We start from the raw sequence: 18653 nt of genomic DNA, 5'->3' as shown, positions 1-18653 counted from the left end.
CTTTGCCCTTGAAAATTAGTCTTCGTTATTCAGCCGCCAGGCCAGTTGCTCAAGATAGATTTGCTGCTCACGACGCGCTTTAAGGGCTTCTTCCAACGTGCATTGCACGAAATGAACCGGCTCCCCTAAGCGTAATTGCGCAAGGTTAAACATGTCAGCTTCGATCACGCAGGCAATCCTTGGATATCCGCCGGTTGTCTGCGCATCGTTCATCAGCACAATAGGCTGCCCATTATGCGGCACCTGTACCACTCCCGGCAGTAGCCCATGCGACAACAACTCGCGATCGGTAGTGCGCTCAAGCCGCTGCCCCTGCATGCGATAACCCATGCGGTTACTTTGCGGGCTTAACTGCCACGGTAAACGCCAGAACGCATCTTGCGAAGTGTGCGTAAACTCCTGATATTCCGGGCCCGCCAGCGCACGAATGCGGTTCCCCCACAAGAGCTGCTTTACACCGCGCGACTCCCGGAACCGTCGAGTTGCCGGTAATAGCGGTATTTCATCGCCATCTTTGAGCAAACGCCCTTCGATGCCGCCAATTTGCGCTTTGAGATCGGTACTATAAGAACCCAGGATTTCAGGTACATCCAACCCACCGGCGACAGCAAGATAGCTACGCATCCCGCGATCAGGCACTTTTAGCCTTAATTGCTGGCCCGCTTTCACCGGTAGTCGCCAGCCAGTCCAGACTGTGCGCCCATCCAGTTCAGCGTGGCTTCCAGCACCAGTTAACGCAAACCAGCCATCGCTGGTGAACTCAACAACGCAATGGCCAAGCGTGATTTCCAGCGCGGCACTATCTGGTGCATTACCCACCAGCAAATTAGCAATTTTCAACGCTGGGGTATCAAGGGCACCGCAACGGCTAACACCCAACTGCCGGTAACCAAAACGCCCTGCGTCTTGTATCGACATATGCATTCCAGCACGGATTATTTTCAGCACACCCCCTCCTTTTGAGGCACAAAGCGGACGGTATCTCCCGGCGCCAGTAGTGTTGGCACGTTATCAGCCGGATTAAAGAGCCTCACGGGCGTCTGGCCGATAAGCTGCCAGCCACCAGGCGTTGCCAGCGGATAAATACCCGTCTGGCTGCCGCCAATACCTACCGAGCCTGCAGGAACCATCAAGCGTGGCTCAGCCCGACGCGGCATAGAAAGAGTGGGAGCAAGGCCTGCAAGATAGGCAAAGCCTGGTTGAAAACCGAGAAAATAGACAATGTAATCAACGGATGAGTGCAGCTCCACAACCTGGCTTGCCGATAAGCCGCAATGCCCTGCGACTTCGGCTAAATCAGGGCCAACACTGCCACCATATATTACTGGAATATCAATGCGGTGAGATTCAACCACCATGGCCTCGCTCTCTTCCCACCAGCGCTGGAGCCGCTCAATACCATCCAGCGCCAGGCTTTGCGGTTCACGTAGCACCACAGTGATATTGTTCATCCCCGGAATGACTTCTGAAACAGCGGGAGATTCCAGTAGACGCTGGGTTAATCCCCAGATCCGTTGCTGACTTTCCAGCGATAAAGGCGGTTCCAATTCAAGAACTACCGCACTTTCGCCTAACAGATAACACCGCGCTCTTTGCACTTTTACTCCTCGGTCTGACGTTATGCCGGGTTCGGAATATCGATAAAGGTCACTTCCAAATCTGTCTCACTATTCAGCCAGTCGCTTAATGCCTGAATACCGCCGCGCTCGGTGGCGTGATGCCCGGCCGCATAGAAATGTAGACCTTGTTCACGTGCGGAATGAATAGTCTGCTCTGAAACCTCACCGGTAATAAACGCATCAACGCCAAAACGTGCCGCGCTATCAATAAAACTTTGCCCCCCCAGTACACCAGGCGACACGGCGAATTTGTTCAGGACCCGTATCACCGCTCCAAAGCGGTGTACGACCAAGTCGCATCTCAATCCATGAAGCCAGTTCTACGCCAGAAAGCGGTGTTGGAAACTCTCCCCAAGGCACCAGCGGCTCGACTTCCCCTTTGGTTTCAATCCCCAGCAACGCGCCTAATTGCGCGTTATTGCCAAGCTGCGGATGCGCATCGAGCGGCAAATGCCAGCCGTATAAATTGATGTCATTGCTGAGCAGCGCTTTCAGGCGATTGCGTTTCATACCACGAATCACCGGAGACTCACCTTTCCAGAAGTAGCCATGGTGAACAATCACTGCATCGGCATTTTGGCGCACAGCTTCGTCAATCAGCGCCTGGCTTGCGGTCACACCGGTAACGATTTTGCGGACTTCTTCACGCCCTTCGACCTGTAAACCATTCGGCGCGTAATCGCTGATAGCAGCGCTGTTGAGTTTTTCGTTAATTAGGCGTTCCAGTTCGCTATTTTTCATTATCTTTCTCTTCAGATTTACGGGCCGCTTCATAAGCGGCGAGTGTCACTATACGTGCTTGTTTATGGTCAACAATTGGGCGCGGATAGTCCAGTTTCAGTTGTTGTTTGTCCGCCCAGACCCAAGGGGTGTGGATATATTTATCCGGTATATCACTCAATTCAGGCAACCACTGGCGTATAAATTCACCTTTTCCATCAAAGCGCTCGCCTTGGGTGGTTGGGTTAAAGATTCTAAAATAAGGTGCGGCATCAGTGCCGGTCGAGGCCGCCCATTGCCAGCCGCCATTGTTAGCAGCCAGGTCACCATCAATCAGTTGTGACATAAAGTAGCATTCGCCACATCGCCAATCGATCAATAAGTCTTTGACCAAAAAGCTCGCCACCACCATACGTAAACGGTTGTGCATCCAGCCAATTGTGTTTAGCTGGCGCATCGCAGCATCCACAATAGGAAACCCCGTATTGCCCTGCTCCCAGGCTATAAGCTGTGATTTATCTTGCCGCCAGATAACGTTATCTGTCCATGAGATAAACGGCTGATAACGGCACAGTTTCGGGTAAGCCACCAGCAAATGGCGATAGAACTCACGCCAGATTAACTCATTTAACCAAACCGAACCTGCGCCTCCATCCAGTGCCTGGGGGTGATTTCTCAGTAAACGGTGCAAACATTGGCGTGGCGAAAGTACGCCAATCGCCAGATAAGCCGACAGGCGACTGGTCCCGTCGATTGCGGGGAAATCACGTTGCTCTGCGTAATCAACCACCGGCTGGCAGCAAAACTGGCGTAGTTGGTGAATAGCCTGCTGTTCGCCGATGGGGAACAGGCGTTCATCGACAGGCTGGCGGGGATAATCAATTTCCGCGAGTGTGTTCGTTTCCGGCAAGGTAATCCCACGGCTTTTCGGGGCCGATACACATTCCGGCAACCCTTCATGCAGCCGCTTGATGAACGCTTTACTAAATGGCGTAAAGACTTTGTACATCTCGTTATTGCCGGTGGTAACGCTTCCCGGCGCCAATAAAACGCTGTCATCAAAACCCTGGCAAACCACCTCGCGGCCCAGCATCTTTTCTACAGCCGCATCACGCTGCCGCTCATTGAACTCGTACTGATAGTTGTAAAACAACGCGTTGACTTTCTGCGCTTCACAAAAGTTTTTCAGGTATTCGACTGAGTCATCAAAACCATCAACCTGGTGAATAAAAAGTTCGATGCCACGCTCAGCAAGAGAGGTATGCAAGCACTGCAAGTGCTGCCATATGAATTCAGCCTGGCGTGGCGACATTTCATGCTGTCGCCATTGACGCGGAGTCGCGATAAAAATGGCTATCACATGCGCGTGTGGGTCACGGCACGCCGCAGCCAGCGCCAGATTGTCATTCACCCGTAAATCATTGCGAAACCAGACCAGATGCGTGGCCATACAACTCCATGTTTAATTAGCAGAATACGATTGTTGAGACGGCATTTAACTAAGTGTAGCAAAGCTGTAAATCAAAAAGGCTACCCGATTGGGTAGCCTTTACGTTAGTCGTGTTAGTCGGGAAGCAACCCGACAAATCTGACTACTACATCATTGGTGTTGCCATACGCACCAGCGTGATGAGTGGTTGTGGGTATACACCCAGTAACAGCACCAGCACGGCGGAGATCAGAACCACTACACCGCCTGCAGTAAACGCCCAGTTAGTTGGCGCATCACGACCTGGTTGTTGCGGTGCGTTCAGGTACAAACTCACCGTCACACGCAGGTAGTAGTACAAACCAATCGCACTACCCAGTACCACAGCACCGGTCAGCCACCACAGGTGAGACTGTACACCTACCGCAATAATGTAGAACTTACCGATGAAGCCGAGCGTCATTGGAATACCTGCCAGTGACAGCATCATCACGGTCATGACCGCAGACAAAATTGGCTTGTGCCAGAACAGACCACGGTAAGAGTACAGAGAGTCTGCATCCGGGCCACGGTATGGGCTGGACATAAGGCTGACCACGCCGAACGCGCCGAGGCTGCTGAACAGGTAACCTGCCAGATAAACACCGACCGCTTCCATCGACATGTTGCCGCTTTGCAGCGCAATCAATGCCACCATCAAATAACCGAGGTGTGAGATAGACGAGTAACCAAGCAGACGCTTGATATTGGTCTGGCTCAATGCCATCAGGTTACCGAAGATGATAGAGATAAAGGCGATAATACCCAGTACCACACGAACTGCTTCGCTATCGCCAACTGGCGCGTAGAGGAACAGACGCATTACCACACCAAAGATGGCGATTTTGCTGGCGGTTGCCAGGAAAGTGGAAACTGGAGCCGGAGCGCCCTGGTAAACATCTGGTGTCCACAAGTGGAATGGAACCAGTGACAGTTTAAAGCCAAGTCCAACAATCATCAGACCCAGACCCGCAAGCAGCAGAGGTTCATGCAGCATGTTGTCTGCCAGACTCTTACCGAGGCTCACAAACGACAGGTCACCTGATTCTGCGTACACCAGCGCCATACCGAACAGCAGGAATGAAGAGGCTGCAGCAGACAGAATGGTGTATTTGATACTCGCCTCAAGCGACCTTTTCTGGCGGAAGGCGTAGCCAATCAAACCGAATAACGGCAGCGAGATCAGCTCAATGCCCAGGAACAATGCTGCCAGGTGATTTGCGTTTGCCAGCAGAATACCGCCCAGTGCTGCAATCAACACTAGCAGGTAAAACTCTTCGCGGTTGTCGGTGTAACCCTGAAGCCACGGGTAAGCAAACGTACAGGTCGCAAGGCTCGCCAACAGAACCAGTCCAGTATAGAGCATCGCATAGCCATCAACGCGCATCAGCGGCGTGACATCCATAGCCCCAGCCTGACCCACAAACCACAGTGAAACGAGTGCGGCGTTAAGGCCAATTACTGCCAGTGTTGCATTGACAAAATGGTCGCGTCGCCACGCTATGGAGAGCATCACAACCACCACCGTCAATCCGACGACGAGCAGCGGTAGCAGCGCGATCAATTGTTGAGGAGTTATAGTCATGGCGAATTACGGCCTTGTAGTTGGAATTGAACTGGTAAACCACTGCTGAATATTGCTCATCGCGGCATGCGAAGTATCCAGAATTGGCTGCGGGTAGAAGCCCAACAGGACTAACAACACCACCAGCAACAGGATGATAAAGAACTCGCGCAGCGACATGCCTGCCAGTTGTTTATCACTGATTTCGCTTTTAGCTTTACCGAAGTAAGCACGATGAATCATCGCCAGAGAATAAACTGAGGCAAAGACCAGACCGAAAGTCGAGATAATAGTAATCATTGGCACGACATGGTAACTGCCGAACAGAATCATGAATTCGCCAACAAAGTTACCGGTGCCCGGCATACCCAGCGTTGCCACTGCAAAGAATAACGACAGGCCTGGCAGCCATTTAATTTTGTTCCACAGGCCGCCCATCAGACGCATATCACGAGTGTGCAAACGCTCGTAAATCTGACCACAGATGATGAACATACCGGCCGCAGAAAGACCGTGAGCAATCATCTGAATCACCGCACCCTGATAAGCCAGTTGGCTGCCGGTATAAATGGCAATCAACACAAAGCCCATGTGGGAAACGGATGTGTAAGCAATCAGGCGTTTAATATCTGTTTGTGCGAAGGCCATCCACGCGCCATAGAAGATGCCGATAACACCCAGCCACATGGCAATCGGTGCAAATTCAGCAGACGCTTCTGGGAACAGCGGCAGTGCAAAACGCAACAGACCGTAGGCTGCGGTTTTCAGCAAGATACCTGCTAGGTCAACAGAACCTGCCGTTGGTGCCTGGGAGTGCGCATCCGGCAACCAACCATGCAATGGAACCACTGGCATTTTCACCGCAAACGCAATGAAGAAGCCCAGCATCAGCAACCATTGAACGCTGCTGGACATTTCAGTGTGCAGCAATTGCTCATAGTTAAACGTCCACACACCGGTTGAATTGTAGTGCACGAACACCAGACCAAGAATCGCAATCAGCATCACCAGGCCGCTTGCCTGGGTATAGATGAAGAACTTGGTTGCAGCGGTGATGCGTGTCTTCCCGTCGGAGGCTTTATGGCCCCACAGTGCGATCAGGAAGTACATCGGCACCAGCATCATTTCCCAGAAGAAGAAGAACAGGAACATGTCGATGGCAAGGAACACGCCGATAACGCCACCGAGGATCCACATCAGGTTGAGGTGGAAGAAGCCCTGATATTTTTCGATTTCATTCCACGAACAGAGTACCGCCAGCACGCCGAGCAGACCGGTGAGCACCACCATCAGTAAAGATAAGCCGTCCAGCGCAAGGTGGATGGTTATCCCAAAGCGTGGGATCCACGGCAGGATAAATTCAGACTGCCACTGCGGCAAACCAGCGGATTGCGTCAGTGAATAGCCACCGGCTAACCACAGTTGCAGCGAGAGAGCCAGTGTCAGTCCCATCGTTACCAGCGCAATCCAACGTGGCACTTTTACGCCGAAGCGCTCTGTTTGCCAGCAGAAGAAGCCGCCAATAAAGGGGATTAGTATCAGCCAGGGTAATAGCATGGCAATAAATATCCTTGTTAAAGTCCAGTTCAGGCTATCTTGCTTGTCATACCGAACCCCGGCAGTGCTCGCAATCCTCACGTACTCAAGTACGCTCCGGTTGCTCCGCGCTGGCGGTGTTCAGTCTGACTTCGCCGATGACGCCTGTTTTTCAGGACCTAATTTTCAACGAATTCTCAGAGAAAATTCACTTAGCTCTTAAATGCTTAGCGCAATACCAGCAGCAAGCCTACAACCACGACCGCACCGATACTCATTGATGCCACATACCAGCGCAGGTAACCGTTCTCGCTCACCAACAGGCCGCGACCTGCAAAGCGTGAAAGAATTGCCGGAATGTTCATCAGTGAATTCAACGGATCGCTCTTGATAAGCCAGGCGATACCCAGGAATGGCTTAACGAAGACTTTGTCATAAAGCCAATCGAAGCCCCAGGCATGGAACCACCAGGTACCAAAGAAGCGACCCGGTGCGCTGTTGGCAATCGCTGTTACCAGAGTACGTTTGCCCAGCCACAGCCATGCTGCAATCAGGATACCGGCGATGGCGACAACACCGGAGGTAATCTCAAGTGCCAGCACGCTACCGTGCGCAAGTTCAGTAGTCGCTGGCAGAACACCAGCAAGCGGCGGAACAATCATTGCGCCAACGAAGGTGGACAACACCAGCAGCACAATCAGCGGCAAGTTATGAGTGATGCCTTTAAGTGGATGCGCGTGAATCTGCTCTTTACCGTGGAAGACGATGAAGATCATACGGAAGGTGTACAGTGAGGTCATAAACGCACCGACCAGACCCGCAACCATCAGGTTCACATGACCATTCGCCATCGCACCGGCCAGAATCTCATCTTTACTGAAGAAGCCCGCAGTAATGAGTGGCAACGCAGACAACGCGGCGCCACCGACCAGGAAGCAGATATACACCAGCGGAATGGACTTACGCAGGCCACCCATTTTGAAGATGTTTTGTTCGTGGTGGCAGGCAAGAATCACCGAACCAGACGACAGGAACAGCAACGCTTTGAAGAAGGCGTGCGTCATCAGGTGGAAAATCGCCGCATCCCACGCTTGTACGCCCAGCGCCAGGAACATGTAGCCAATCTGGCTCATGGTCGAGTACGCCAACACACGTTTGATATCGGTTTGCACAAGTGCTGCGAAGCCCGCCATCACCAGCGTGACCGCACCAACGATACCTACTAAATGCAGCACTTCAGGGGTTAGCAGGAACAGGCCGTGAGTACGGGCAATCAGGTAGACGCCCGCGGTAACCATGGTCGCTGCGTGGATCAGCGCTGAAACAGGCGTTGGGCCTGCCATTGCATCCGCAAGCCAGGTCTGCAAAGGCAACTGAGCAGATTTACCCACCGCGCCGCCTAACAGCATCAGGGTTGCCCACATCAGCATTTGGTTGCCCGCCGCAAAGTGCTGCGGTGCCAGTTCAACCATTTCGCGGAAGTTCAGCGTGCCCAGTTCGTTGTAAAGAATGAACAATGCGAAAGCGAGGAACACATCACCCACGCGAGTCACAACGAAGGCTTTCATAGCCGCAGCGCCGTTCTTCGGATCGGTATAGTAGAAACCAATCAGCAGATACGAGCATAGACCTACGCCTTCCCAACCGAGATACATCAGCAACAAGTTATCGCCAAGCACCAGCACGACCATGCTTGCAATAAACAGGTTGGTGTAAGCGAAGAAGCGAGAGTAGCCCTCTTCCCCACGCATATACCAGGATGCGTACATGTGGATCAGGAAACCAACGCCGGTCACCACCGACAGCATGGTCAATGACAAACCGTCGAGGATCAGGTTGAAGCCGATATTAAAATCGCCAACTGACATCCAGGTCCATAACGGCTGGGTGAACGCTTCTCTTCCGTTGTTAAAGAAATCAACCCCAACAATCGCGGTGACCAACGCCGCAAGACCGATTGAGCCGACCCCAACCGTTGCAGAAAGGTTTTCTGACCAACGACCGCGAGAGAACGCCAACAATAAAAAGCCAATAAAAGGCAAAAGAATGGTTAACCAGAGAAGGTTCATCCACGCATCTCACTTACTGAATCGATATTCAGGCTCTGGCGACGACGATGGAGCTGCAGTAACAGTGCGAGGCCAATACTGGCTTCGGCGGCAGCTAAGCTAATCGCAAGAATATACATCACCTGGCCATCAGCCTGGCCCCAGTAACTGCCAGCGACCACAAACGCCAGGGCAGCAGCGTTGATCATCACTTCCAGGCTAATCAGCATGAAAAGCAGGTTGCGACGAATCACAAGCCCCGTCAGCCCCAATACGAACAAAATGGCAGCGAGGATTAGTCCATGTTGCAGCGGAATCATACGTGCTCCTCCGTTTTTCTTTTCGCGGCTGCGTCAGCCTGGCGATTGCTCAGCACTTCACCCTGACGGTCTTCACGACCCAAGTGGAATGCAACAACCAGACCCGCCAGCAGCAGCATTGAGGCTAATTCCACTGCCAGAACATACGGTCCGAACAGCGCAATACCTACCGCTTTTGCACTCACTGGCGTACCGTCAATCCCCTGGTCATTCAGACCCAGGATTGCGTAAACCAGCACTGAAAGCAGAACGGCTGACAAAATGCCAGGGCCAATCCACAACTGCGGTTTCAGCCAGTTACGCTCTTGCTCAACGACCGCACCGCCGAGGTTGAGCATCATTACCACAAAGACGAACAACACCATGATGGCGCCGGCGTAGACGATAATCTCCAGCGCTGCGGCAAAGTAAGCTCCCAGAGAGAAGAACACCCCGGAAATAGCCAACAGCGAGATAATCAAATACAGCAAGGCATGCACCGGGTTGGTATGCGTGATCACCCTTAGGGTGGTCCCGACCGCGATGATTGCGCATATATAAAAAGCGAATTCCATTGCCTTGCTCCTTTAAGGTAATAGGCCTTTGACGTCGATAGGCTTGGCTTCGTTTTCCGCTTCGCCCTTATCTTTGCCGTCGATTGCCATACCTGCCATCCGGTAGAAGTTATATTCCGGGTATTTGCCCGGACCGGAGATCAACAGATCCTCTTTTTCGTACACCAAATCCTGGCGCTTAAACTCACCCAGTTCGAAATCAGGTGTGAGCTGAATAGCCGTTGTTGGGCACGCTTCTTCGCACAGACCACAGAAGATGCAGCGCGAGAAGTTGATACGGAAGAACTCTGGATACCAGCGGCCGTCTTTCGTTTCTGCTTTTTGCAAAGAGATACAGGCTACCGGGCAAGCTACTGCACACAAGTTACAGGCAACACAGCGCTCGGCACCGTCCGGATCGCGAGTTAACACGATGCGACCACGGTAGCGCGGCGGTAAATATACTGGTTCTTCCGGATACATCTGCGTTTCACGTTTGGCAAACGCGTGCAGACCGATCATCCAGATACTGCGTACCTGGGTGCCGAAACCAACCGCTAACTCTTTCAATGTCATGGTTTTTTCACCCCTTATGGTGCCTGATAGAGAATGACCGCGGCGGTCACCAGCAGATTAACCAGTGTCAACGGCAGGCAAATTTTCCAGCCGAAGGACATCACCTGGTCATAACGCGGACGAGGCAATGCTGCACGGATCAAAATGAACATCATCATGAAGAATGCAGTTTTCAGCGCAAACCAGATGAAAGGTGGTAACCACGGACCATGCCAGCCACCAAAGAACAGGGTGACAATCAGGGCTGAAACCGTAACGATGCCGATGTATTCACCAACGAAGAACAGGCCAAACTTCATGCCTGAATATTCGATGTGATAACCATCTGCCAGTTCTTGCTCAGCTTCTGGTTGGTCAAACGGGTGACGGTGACAAACTGCAACACCAGCAATTGCGAACGTAACAAAGCCGAAGAACTGCGGAATCACGTTCCACAGGTTGGCTTGGTTATCAACGATATCGCCCATATTGAATGAACCCGCCTGCGCAACAACGCCCATTAGCGACAGACCAAGGAACACTTCGTAGCTAAGTGTCTGCGCAGACGCACGCATCGCACCCAGCAATGAGTATTTGTTGTTACTCGACCAGCCAGCGAACAGCACCGCGTAAACCGCGAGACCTGCCAGCATCAGGAAGAACAAAATACCAATGTTCAGGTCGGCGACTACCCAGCTTGGGCTGACCGGCACAATCGCAAAGGCCAACAGCAGCGAGGTAAAAGCAATCATCGGAGCCAGGGTAAAGATGACGCGGTCCGCAAAGCGTGGAGTCCAGTCTTCTTTAAAGAACATCTTGATCATGTCCGCGACTAACTGGAGCGAGCCGCCCCAGCCAACACGGTTCGGTCCGTAACGGTTCTGGAACAGGCCCAGCAAACGACGCTCACCAAAACTCATGAACGCACCGCAGGTCACCACGACCAGCAGGATAACGACCGCTTTGAGAATGCTCAGCAGAATGTCGATAACATCCGGTGTTAACCAACTCATTGGCCAGCCTCCTGAAGATTTTCAAGACGAGCACCCGCCAGTACCGGAGCAATGCCAGGCATACCCATCGGTAAACCAACCTGCCCTGCTGCCAGCCCTTCGGAAAGTTGCAGCGGCAGACTTAACGTCTGGCCTTCATAGCTAAACGAAATCAGGCTTCCCGCGTTCACGCCCAGTTTTGCAGCATCAGCCGGATTCAGCTTGATATACGGCTCGGCCATACGGCTCTGGAAAACAGGAGAACGTTGAGACATTTCATCACTGCCAAACAGATGGTAGTAAGGCGCAATACGCCATTTCCCTTCTTCTGCCTGGAAGATTTCCGGCACATCGGTGAAGTAATCGATACCCGTTTCGGACGCTTCAATCAGACGCACACCCGGATCGCCGTGACGCAGTTTGCCACCCACTTCAGCCTGGAATTTGTTCCATGCCTGAGGTGAGTTCCAGCCTGGTGCCCATGCGAATGGGATTTGCTGACGATTTGCAGACGGGCTGTTGTTCCCTTCCATAGAGAAGGCGAACATAGTGTCTTTATCCTGCGGCTGGCGCGGTTCATGCACACTGATGTTCGCACGCATTGCCGTACGACCACTGGAGCGGATTGGGGAACGCGACAGTTTCTGACCACGAATACGGAAGCTGGCATCAGGTGCCGCCTCTTTAATTCCGGCCAGTTGTGGCAACGCCTTCACGCAAGCATCAATAACATCATCTAACTGCGTCCAGTCCACTTCACGGCTTTCAACTGTACTGTGCAGTGAATGCAACCAGCGCCAGCTTTCCAGCATCACAATGGAGTGGTCGTAGTAAGACGGGTCATAAACCTGGAAGAAACGCTGTGCGCGGCCTTCGTTGTTGATAACCGTACCATCGCTTTCAGCGAAGCTTGCGGTGGAGAGCACCAGATGGGCTTTATCCATAATCGCAGTGCGCTGATGGTCGATAACCATCACCAGCGGAGCTTTACTGAGTGCTGCGTCAACACGTGCCGCAGAGGCATGGCGATGAAGATCGTTTTCCAGCACGACTACCGCATCGGCAGAACCGCTCTCCAGTTCGCTCAGTGCTTCTTCAAGAGAACCACCGCCGATAAGGCCTAGCCCAACACTGTTGACTGCGCGAGCAACCATAGTGATACCAACATCGGCACCACGGCCTTTCAGTGCTTTAGCAACGTTTGCTGCCGCCTGAATCACCGCTTCGCTTCCGGCGTTAGTACCGGATACGATCAATGGTTTTTTCGCACCCGCCAGCGCTTGAACAATCACGTCGACTTTATTTTTCAGGTCGCGATCAAGTTCAACAGCGGGAGAGTTGCTGTCCAGTGCGTTGGCGATAGCAAAGCCCAGACGCGCCTGATCTTCAACCGGCGCACGGTAAGTCCATGCGGCGATATCATCCAGACGAGTGCTGTCGATATTGGTGACAAACAGCGGGTGTTTCGCGTGCTGGCCAATGTTCATGATCGCCGCGATTTGCCAGTCAGCAACTTTCTGTGCTGCTGCCATTTCACGTGATTTCCCTTTCACTGCCTGACGCACAGCCAGTGCAACACGTGCGCCGGTCTGAGTAATGTCTTCGCCCAGCACCAGAACCGCATCGTAGGTTTCGATTTCACGCAGTGCCGGAGTGTGAATGCCACTTTCTTGCAGTACTTTGAGCATCAGTTGCAGACGTGCTTGTTCACCTGTTGCAATACCGGTGTAGAAGTTATCTGCACCCACCAGTTCACGCAGCGCGAAGTTGCTTTCAACGCTGGCACGTGGGGATCCGATACCGATCACTTTCTTCGACTGGCGCAGAATATCTGCCGCGCCCTGCATCGCTTGTTCAGCGTTCAGGGTGATCAGATCGTCGCCACGGCGTTGGATCGGCTGACGTGGACGATCCTTCAGGTTGACGTAGCCATAACCGAAGCGGCCACGATCACACAGGAAGTAGTGGTTCACGGTACCGTTGTAACGGTTTTCGATACGACGCAATTCACCGTAACGCTCACCAGGGCTGGTGTTACAGCCGATGCTGCACTGCTGGCAAATGCTAGGGGCGAACTGCATATCCCACTTACGGTTATAACGCTCGGAGTGAGTTTTATCAGTGAATACACCGGTCGGGCAGATTTCTACCAGGTTACCGGAGAATTCGCTCTCAAGCGTACCGTCTTCAGGGCGGCCGAAGTAGACGTTGTCGTGAGCGCCGTAAACACCCAAATCGGTGCCGTCAGCATAATCTTTGTAGTAACGCACACAGCGGTAACAAGCGATACAGCGGTTCATTTCGTGAGAGATGAACGGGCCGAGGTCCTGATTACGGTGAGTACGCTTGGTGAAACGATAGCGACGGAAGCTATGACCGGTCATTACCGTCATATCTTGCAGGTGGCAGTTGCCGCCTTCTTCACAAACCGGGCAGTCGTGTGGGTGGTTGGTCATCAACCATTCCACTACGCTTTCGCGGAATTCTTTAGCTTCGCCGTCATCAATAGAGATAAACGTGCCATCAGAAGCTGGTGTCATACAAGACATCACCAGGCGACCACGAAGATCTTCTGCGTTCTGATATTGCTTCACCGCGCACTGGCGGCAAGCACCGACGCTACCAAGCGCCGGGTGCCAGCAAAAATAAGGAATATCAAGGCCGAGCGACAGACATGCTTGCAGCAGGTTGTCTGACCCATTTACCTCATATTCTTTGCCGTCTACATGTATCGTAGCCATAGTCAGCATGCTTCCAATTAATTATAAAATTTTATAACCTGCAAACTTGTTGTCAGGTATCACCAGCGCGCTTTTAATAAGTTCGGTTGGATGCCAGCAATGGCACGCGTGTTACCGAAATCTTGTTTGGCAATGCCTGCTTCGAATTCGTCGCGGAAATATTTAATCGCACTCTGTAATGGCTCAACCGCACCTGGCGCATGCGCACAGAAGGTTTTACCCGGACCGAGGAAACGACACAGTTGCTCAAGTGTCTCGATATCCCCAGGCTGGCCTTCGCCACGCTCCAGCGCACGCAGAATTTTCACACTCCACGGTAGGCCATCACGGCAAGGTGTACACCAGCCGCAAGATTCACGGGAAAAGAACTCTTCCAAATTGCGCACCAACGGAACCATACCAATTTCATGGTCAACCGCCATCGCCAGCGCCGTACCTAAACGACTGCCTGCTTTACCGATGCTTTCGAATTCCATCGGCAGGTCAAGATGCGATTCGGTCAGGAAGTCTGTCCCTGCCCCGCCCGGCTGCCAGGCTTTGAATTTCAGGCCATCACGCATACCACCGGCGTATTCTTCAAGAATCTCACGTGCGGTGGTACCGAACGGTAATTCCCAGACGCCTGGGTTTTTCACACGCCCGGAGAAGCCCATCAGCTTGGTGCCAGCATCTTTGCTGGTCGAAATGCCCTGATACCATTCCACGCCGTTGGCCAGAATCGCTGGCACGTTGCACAGAGTTTCAACGTTATTAACACACGTTGGTTTACCCCACACGCCGCTTGAGGCAGGGAATGGTGGTTTTGAACGTGGGTTCGCGCGGCGGCCTTCCAGGGAGTTAATCAATGCGGTTTCTTCACCACAGATATAACGCCCGGCACCGGTGTGCACGATAAGCTCAAAATCAAAACCAGAACCGAGAATGTTTTTGCCCAGCAAACCTGCTTCGGTTGCTTCAGCAATCGCGCGGCGCAAATGCACAGCCGCTTCGATGTACTCACCGCGCAGGAAGATGTAACCGCGGTAGGCTTTCAGCGCGAATGCAGAAATCAGCATGCCTTCCACCAAAAGGTGCGGCAGTTGCTCCATCAGCAAACGGTCTTTATAGGTGCCGGGTTCCATTTCATCGGCGTTACACAGCAGGTAACGGATGTTCATAGACTCGTCTTTCGGCATCAGGCTCCACTTCAGACCGGTGGAGAAACCTGCGCCGCCACGCCCTTTCAGACCTGAGTCTTTAACGCGGGTAACGACTTCGTCTGGTGCCAGGCCTGTCAAAGCAAGACGCGCACCTTCGTAGCCGTTTTTGCTGCGATATTCATCCAGCCAGACAGGCTGTTTGTCATCACGCAACCGCCAGGTCAGCGGATGGGTTTCGGCAGTACGAATAATCGTCTTCATTTATACTGCTCCAGCAAATCAGGGATTGCTTCCGGCGTCAGATAGCTATGAGTGTCCTCATCAATCATCATGGTCGGCCCTTTGTCGCAGTTACCCAGACAGCAGGTTGGCAGCAGGGTAAAGCGTCCATCAAACGTGGTTTGACCCGGTTTGATGTCCAGTTTTGCTTCAATGGCAGACTGAATGCCCTGATAGCCCGTAATGTGGCAAACCACGCTATCGCAATAACGAATGACATGGCGGCCTACCGGCTGGCGGAAAATCTGGCTATAGAATGTGGCAACACCTTCTACGTCGCTGGCTGGAATACCCAGAACTTCAGCGATGGCATAAATAGCGCCGTCTGGCACCCAGCCACGCTGCTTCTGAACAATTTTCAGCGCTTCGATAGAGGCTGCGCGAGCATCTTCGTAATGATGTTTTTCGTGCTCAATCGCATCACGCTCGAATTGACTCAGCTCAAAGGCTTCTGCCTGGGGTTGTTGTTTATCGTGCATAGTTAGCGATCCACATCAGACATTACAAAATCGATACTACCCAGATAGACAATCAGGTCAGAAACCAGACTGCCGCGAATCGCCGACGGGATTTGCTGCAAGTGCGCAAAGCTCGGGGTACGAATACGGGTACGGTAGCTCATGGTGCTGCCGTCGCTGGTCAGGTAGTAACTGTTAATCCCTTTCGTCGCCTCAATCATCTGGAAGGATTCGTTAGCCGGCATAACCGGGCCCCACGAAACTTGCAGGAAGTGAGTGATCAGGGTCTCGATATGTTGCAGCGTGCGTTCTTTCGGTGGCGGCGTTGTCAGCGGGTGGTCAGCTTTGAACGGGCCAGCAGGCATGTTTTTCAGGCACTGGTCAAGAATGCGCAAGCTCTGGCGAAGCTCTTCAACTTTCAGCATCACACGGGTGTAGCAGTCGCTGATGCCACCGCCGACCGGGATTTCGAAGTCGAAGTTTTCGTAACCAGAGTAAGGACGAACTTTACGGATATCGAAGTCAACGCCAGTTGCGCGCAGGCCAGCACCCGTTGTGCCCCACTCCAGTGCTTCTTTCTTGCCGTAAGCAGCAACGCCCTGTGAACGACCTTTCAGAATGGTGTTACGCAGCGCAGCTTTCTCGTAGGAATCCAGACGTTTTGGCATCCAGTCGAGGAACTCTTTAAGCAGGCGTTCCCAACCGTTTGGCAAGTCATGTGCAACACCACCGATACGGAACCAGGCCGGGTGCATACGGAAACCGGTAATCGCTTCAACAAGGTCATAGATTTTCTGACGGTCGGTAAAGGCAAAGAACACCGGAGTCATCGCGCCCACGTCCTGAATAAACGTAGAGATGTAAAGCAGGTGACTGTTGATACGGAACAGTTCGGACAGCATGACGCGGATAACGTCAACACGTTCAGGAACCTTGATACCCGCCAGTTTTTCAACCGCCAGCACGTATGGCATTTCGTTTACGCAGCCGCCGAGGTACTCGATACGGTCGGTATACGGAATGTAGCTGTGCCAGGACTGACGCTCACCCATTTTCTCTGCACCACGGTGGTGGTAGCCGATATCCGGTACGCAATCGACAATCTCTTCACCGTCGAGTTGCAGAACGATACGGAATGCACCGTGCGCGGATGGGTGGTTTGGACCGAGGTTCAGGAACATGAAATCTTCATGCTCGCTGCTGCGCTTCATGCCCCACTCTTCAGGCTTGAAGGTCAGCGCTTCCATCTCGAGGTCTTCTTTCTGTTTGGTCAATTCAAACGGATCGAACTCGGTGGCACGCGCCGGATAATCTTTACGCAGCGGATGGCCTTCCCACGTTGGCGGCATCATGATGCGCGTCAGGTGCGGGTGACCATTAAAGGTGATGCCAAACATTTCCCAGGTTTCACGCTCATACCAGTTAGCGTTCGGGAACAGTTTGGTAATTGTTGGAACGTTCAGGTCGTTTTCAGACAGCGCCACCTTGAGCATGATATCGCGGTTGCGATCGATGGAAATCAGGTGGTAGAAAACGGAAAAATCCGCAGCCGGTAAACCGTTGCGGTGAGTGCGAAGACGTTCGTCCATGCCGTGTAAGTCGAACAACATCACGTAGGGCTTCGGTAATTTCTTTAAGAAATCGACCACTTCCAGTAATTGTTCACGCTTAACCCAGGCCACCGGAACTCCAGTGCGGGTTGGCTGAACAGTAAAAGCATCCGGCCCAAAACGGTTACGCAGTTCGCCAATAACCGGATCATCTAAATGGTCACGGGTTTGCCAGGCTTCCTGGTTGGCATCATGCGCAGTTAAATCGGTCATAATTCTCACCATTGCAAATGGTACGTGGTGACTGTTGGTCAGCGGCTTCGCGCTAATATTATTGATATGCGAAGTAAACTCACGCGGACCACAGGCGCAAATTAAATCTCGTCTGGCGACCTAAGATTAGTGACTGCAATACGCTCGCCGCGTTTACGCTCGCGCTCTGATTGCATGTTGGCGCGATACACGCCCTGATCACCAACCACCCAAGACAGTGGACGACGCTCTTTACCAATAGATTCTTGCAGCAACATCAGAGCCTGCATATAGGCTTCCGGGCGCGGTGGACAACCTGGGATGTAAACATCGACCGGCAGGAATTTATCCACGCCTTGCACTACAGAATAGATGTCGTACATGCCGCCGGAGTTGGCGCAGGCACCCATTGAGATAACCCATTTTGGCTCAAGCATTTGGTCATAAAGACGCTGAATAACGGGAGCCATTTTGGTAAAGCAGGTTCCTGCAATAACCATCAGGTCAGCCTGACGCGGGGAAGCACGCAGAACTTCGGCACCAAAACGTGCCACGTCATGTACGGCGGTAAACGAGGTCACCATCTCAACGTAGCAGCACGAAAGACCAAAGTTATAAGGCCAAATTGAGTTTTTACGACCCCAGTTCACCATATCGTGCATAGCATGTTCGAGCTTGCCCATGTACACACTACGGTTGATTTCTTGGTCAAGAGGATCGGTTACGATCTCCTGTTTTTGCAGGGGGTAACGGTCGTTCTCACCGTCGGGGTCTATGCGGGTGAGCGTATAGTCCATCTTATTGCCTCATTTTATGCTCGTTATAATTCAATTTACAGCGGTGTTGGCTGCGTTCATAAACCCAATCACTTACCTAAGT

15 protein-coding genes and 1 pseudogene are annotated in these 18653 nt (G+C 52.5%); all 16 read right to left on the bottom strand.

Annotation, left to right across the window (positions count from 1 at the left end; genetic code table 11):
- Positions 1-15 precede the first annotated feature (15 nt).
- The 16 genes and pseudogenes from pxpC to AC0IXI_RS07335 all read right to left on the bottom strand — a co-directional run bounded on the left by pxpC (position 16) and on the right by AC0IXI_RS07335 (position 18571).
- Positions 16-948: a 5-oxoprolinase subunit PxpC gene (gene pxpC / locus AC0IXI_RS07410; RefSeq protein ID WP_422569037.1), complete on the bottom strand. Its 933-nt coding sequence runs from the start codon at positions 946-948 to the stop codon at positions 16-18.
- A complete protein-coding gene (gene pxpB / locus AC0IXI_RS07405; RefSeq protein WP_413498665.1) occupies positions 942-1598 on the bottom strand; it encodes a 5-oxoprolinase subunit PxpB in 657 nt (218 codons plus the stop codon). The genes pxpC and pxpB overlap by 7 nt, the downstream gene beginning before the upstream one ends.
- 20 nt (positions 1599-1618) lie before the next feature.
- A pseudogene (locus tag AC0IXI_RS07400) lies at positions 1619-2360 on the bottom strand (type 2 GTP cyclohydrolase I).
- A complete protein-coding gene (gene phrB / locus AC0IXI_RS07395) occupies positions 2350-3789 on the bottom strand; it encodes a deoxyribodipyrimidine photo-lyase (protein WP_471682180.1) in 1440 nt (479 codons plus the stop codon). The pseudogene AC0IXI_RS07400 and the gene phrB overlap by 11 nt, the downstream one beginning before the upstream one ends.
- Before the next feature lie 145 nt (positions 3790-3934).
- Positions 3935-5392 carry an NADH-quinone oxidoreductase subunit NuoN gene (gene nuoN, locus AC0IXI_RS07390; RefSeq protein ID WP_064512655.1) on the bottom strand — a complete coding sequence of 486 codons (1458 nt, stop codon included), beginning with the start codon at positions 5390-5392 and terminating at the stop codon, positions 3935-3937.
- Positions 5393-5398: 6 nt separating this feature from the next.
- Complete coding sequence (gene nuoM / locus AC0IXI_RS07385) at positions 5399-6928, bottom strand: NADH-quinone oxidoreductase subunit M (RefSeq protein ID WP_064512657.1); 1530 nt, start codon at positions 6926-6928, stop codon at positions 5399-5401.
- Between the two features lie 206 nt (positions 6929-7134).
- On the bottom strand, positions 7135-8976 hold the full coding sequence (gene nuoL, locus AC0IXI_RS07380; protein ID WP_134185165.1) for an NADH-quinone oxidoreductase subunit L: 1842 nt from the start codon (positions 8974-8976) through the stop codon (positions 7135-7137).
- A complete protein-coding gene (gene nuoK, locus AC0IXI_RS07375) occupies positions 8973-9275 on the bottom strand; it encodes an NADH-quinone oxidoreductase subunit NuoK (RefSeq protein ID WP_034458791.1) in 303 nt (100 codons plus the stop codon). The genes nuoL and nuoK overlap by 4 nt, the downstream gene beginning before the upstream one ends.
- A complete protein-coding gene (gene nuoJ / locus AC0IXI_RS07370) occupies positions 9272-9829 on the bottom strand; it encodes an NADH-quinone oxidoreductase subunit J (RefSeq protein WP_064512664.1) in 558 nt (185 codons plus the stop codon). The genes nuoK and nuoJ overlap by 4 nt, the downstream gene beginning before the upstream one ends.
- Positions 9830-9841: 12 nt before the next feature.
- On the bottom strand, positions 9842-10384 hold the full coding sequence (gene nuoI, locus AC0IXI_RS07365; RefSeq protein ID WP_064512666.1) for an NADH-quinone oxidoreductase subunit NuoI: 543 nt from the start codon (positions 10382-10384) through the stop codon (positions 9842-9844).
- A gap of 14 nt (positions 10385-10398) precedes the next feature.
- A complete protein-coding gene (gene nuoH / locus AC0IXI_RS07360) occupies positions 10399-11376 on the bottom strand; it encodes an NADH-quinone oxidoreductase subunit NuoH (RefSeq protein ID WP_064512669.1) in 978 nt (325 codons plus the stop codon).
- Positions 11373-14096 (bottom strand): NADH-quinone oxidoreductase subunit NuoG, encoded by a 2724-nt coding sequence (gene nuoG / locus AC0IXI_RS07355; RefSeq protein ID WP_134185163.1) that lies wholly within the window; start codon positions 14094-14096, stop codon positions 11373-11375. The genes nuoH and nuoG overlap by 4 nt, the downstream gene beginning before the upstream one ends.
- A 59-nt stretch (positions 14097-14155) precedes the next feature.
- Complete coding sequence (gene nuoF / locus AC0IXI_RS07350; protein ID WP_064512673.1) at positions 14156-15496, bottom strand: NADH-quinone oxidoreductase subunit NuoF; 1341 nt, start codon at positions 15494-15496, stop codon at positions 14156-14158.
- A complete protein-coding gene (gene nuoE / locus AC0IXI_RS07345; RefSeq protein ID WP_064512676.1) occupies positions 15493-15993 on the bottom strand; it encodes an NADH-quinone oxidoreductase subunit NuoE in 501 nt (166 codons plus the stop codon). The genes nuoF and nuoE overlap by 4 nt, the downstream gene beginning before the upstream one ends.
- A 2-nt stretch (positions 15994-15995) precedes the next feature.
- Positions 15996-17807: an NADH-quinone oxidoreductase subunit C/D gene (gene nuoC / locus AC0IXI_RS07340; protein ID WP_157092035.1), complete on the bottom strand. Its 1812-nt coding sequence runs from the start codon at positions 17805-17807 to the stop codon at positions 15996-15998.
- An 89-nt stretch (positions 17808-17896) separates the two neighbouring features.
- Positions 17897-18571, bottom strand: a complete 675-nt coding sequence (locus tag AC0IXI_RS07335) for a NuoB/complex I 20 kDa subunit family protein (RefSeq protein ID WP_064512680.1) — start codon at positions 18569-18571, stop codon at positions 17897-17899.
- Between the last annotated feature and the right edge of the window lie 82 nt (positions 18572-18653).

The sequence above is a fragment of the Buttiauxella sp. AC038 genome (assembly GCF_979253565.1).
Note: the sequence above shows the minus strand (reverse complement) of the source record. Positions and strands in the feature narration are given on the sequence as shown.

What these genes read in the sequence shown, in the direction of transcription:
- nuoM (WP_064512657.1), bottom strand. Translation starts at nt 6,928, where the DNA reads ATGCTATTACCCTGGCTGATACTAATCCCCTTTATTGGCGGCTTCTTC.
- nuoN (WP_064512655.1), bottom strand. Translation starts at nt 5,392, where the DNA reads ATGACTATAACTCCTCAACAATTGATCGCGCTGCTACCGCTGCTCGTC.
- nuoF (WP_064512673.1), bottom strand. Translation starts at nt 15,496, where the DNA reads ATGAAGACGATTATTCGTACTGCCGAAACCCATCCGCTGACCTGGCGG.
- nuoC (WP_157092035.1), bottom strand. Translation starts at nt 17,807, where the DNA reads ATGGTGAGAATTATGACCGATTTAACTGCGCATGATGCCAACCAGGAA.
- nuoE (WP_064512676.1), bottom strand. Translation starts at nt 15,993, where the DNA reads ATGCACGATAAACAACAACCCCAGGCAGAAGCCTTTGAGCTGAGTCAA.
- nuoK (WP_034458791.1), bottom strand. Translation starts at nt 9,275, where the DNA reads ATGATTCCGCTGCAACATGGACTAATCCTCGCTGCCATTTTGTTCGTA.
- nuoG (WP_134185163.1), bottom strand. Translation starts at nt 14,096, where the DNA reads ATGGCTACGATACATGTAGACGGCAAAGAATATGAGGTAAATGGGTCA.
- nuoH (WP_064512669.1), bottom strand. Translation starts at nt 11,376, where the DNA reads ATGAGTTGGTTAACACCGGATGTTATCGACATTCTGCTGAGCATTCTC.
- nuoJ (WP_064512664.1), bottom strand. Translation starts at nt 9,829, where the DNA reads ATGGAATTCGCTTTTTATATATGCGCAATCATCGCGGTCGGGACCACC.
- nuoL (WP_134185165.1), bottom strand. Translation starts at nt 8,976, where the DNA reads ATGAACCTTCTCTGGTTAACCATTCTTTTGCCTTTTATTGGCTTTTTA.
- phrB (WP_471682180.1), bottom strand. Translation starts at nt 3,789, where the DNA reads ATGGCCACGCATCTGGTCTGGTTTCGCAATGATTTACGGGTGAATGAC.
- nuoI (WP_064512666.1), bottom strand. Translation starts at nt 10,384, where the DNA reads ATGACATTGAAAGAGTTAGCGGTTGGTTTCGGCACCCAGGTACGCAGT.
- AC0IXI_RS07335 (WP_064512680.1), bottom strand. Translation starts at nt 18,571, where the DNA reads ATGGACTATACGCTCACCCGCATAGACCCCGACGGTGAGAACGACCGT.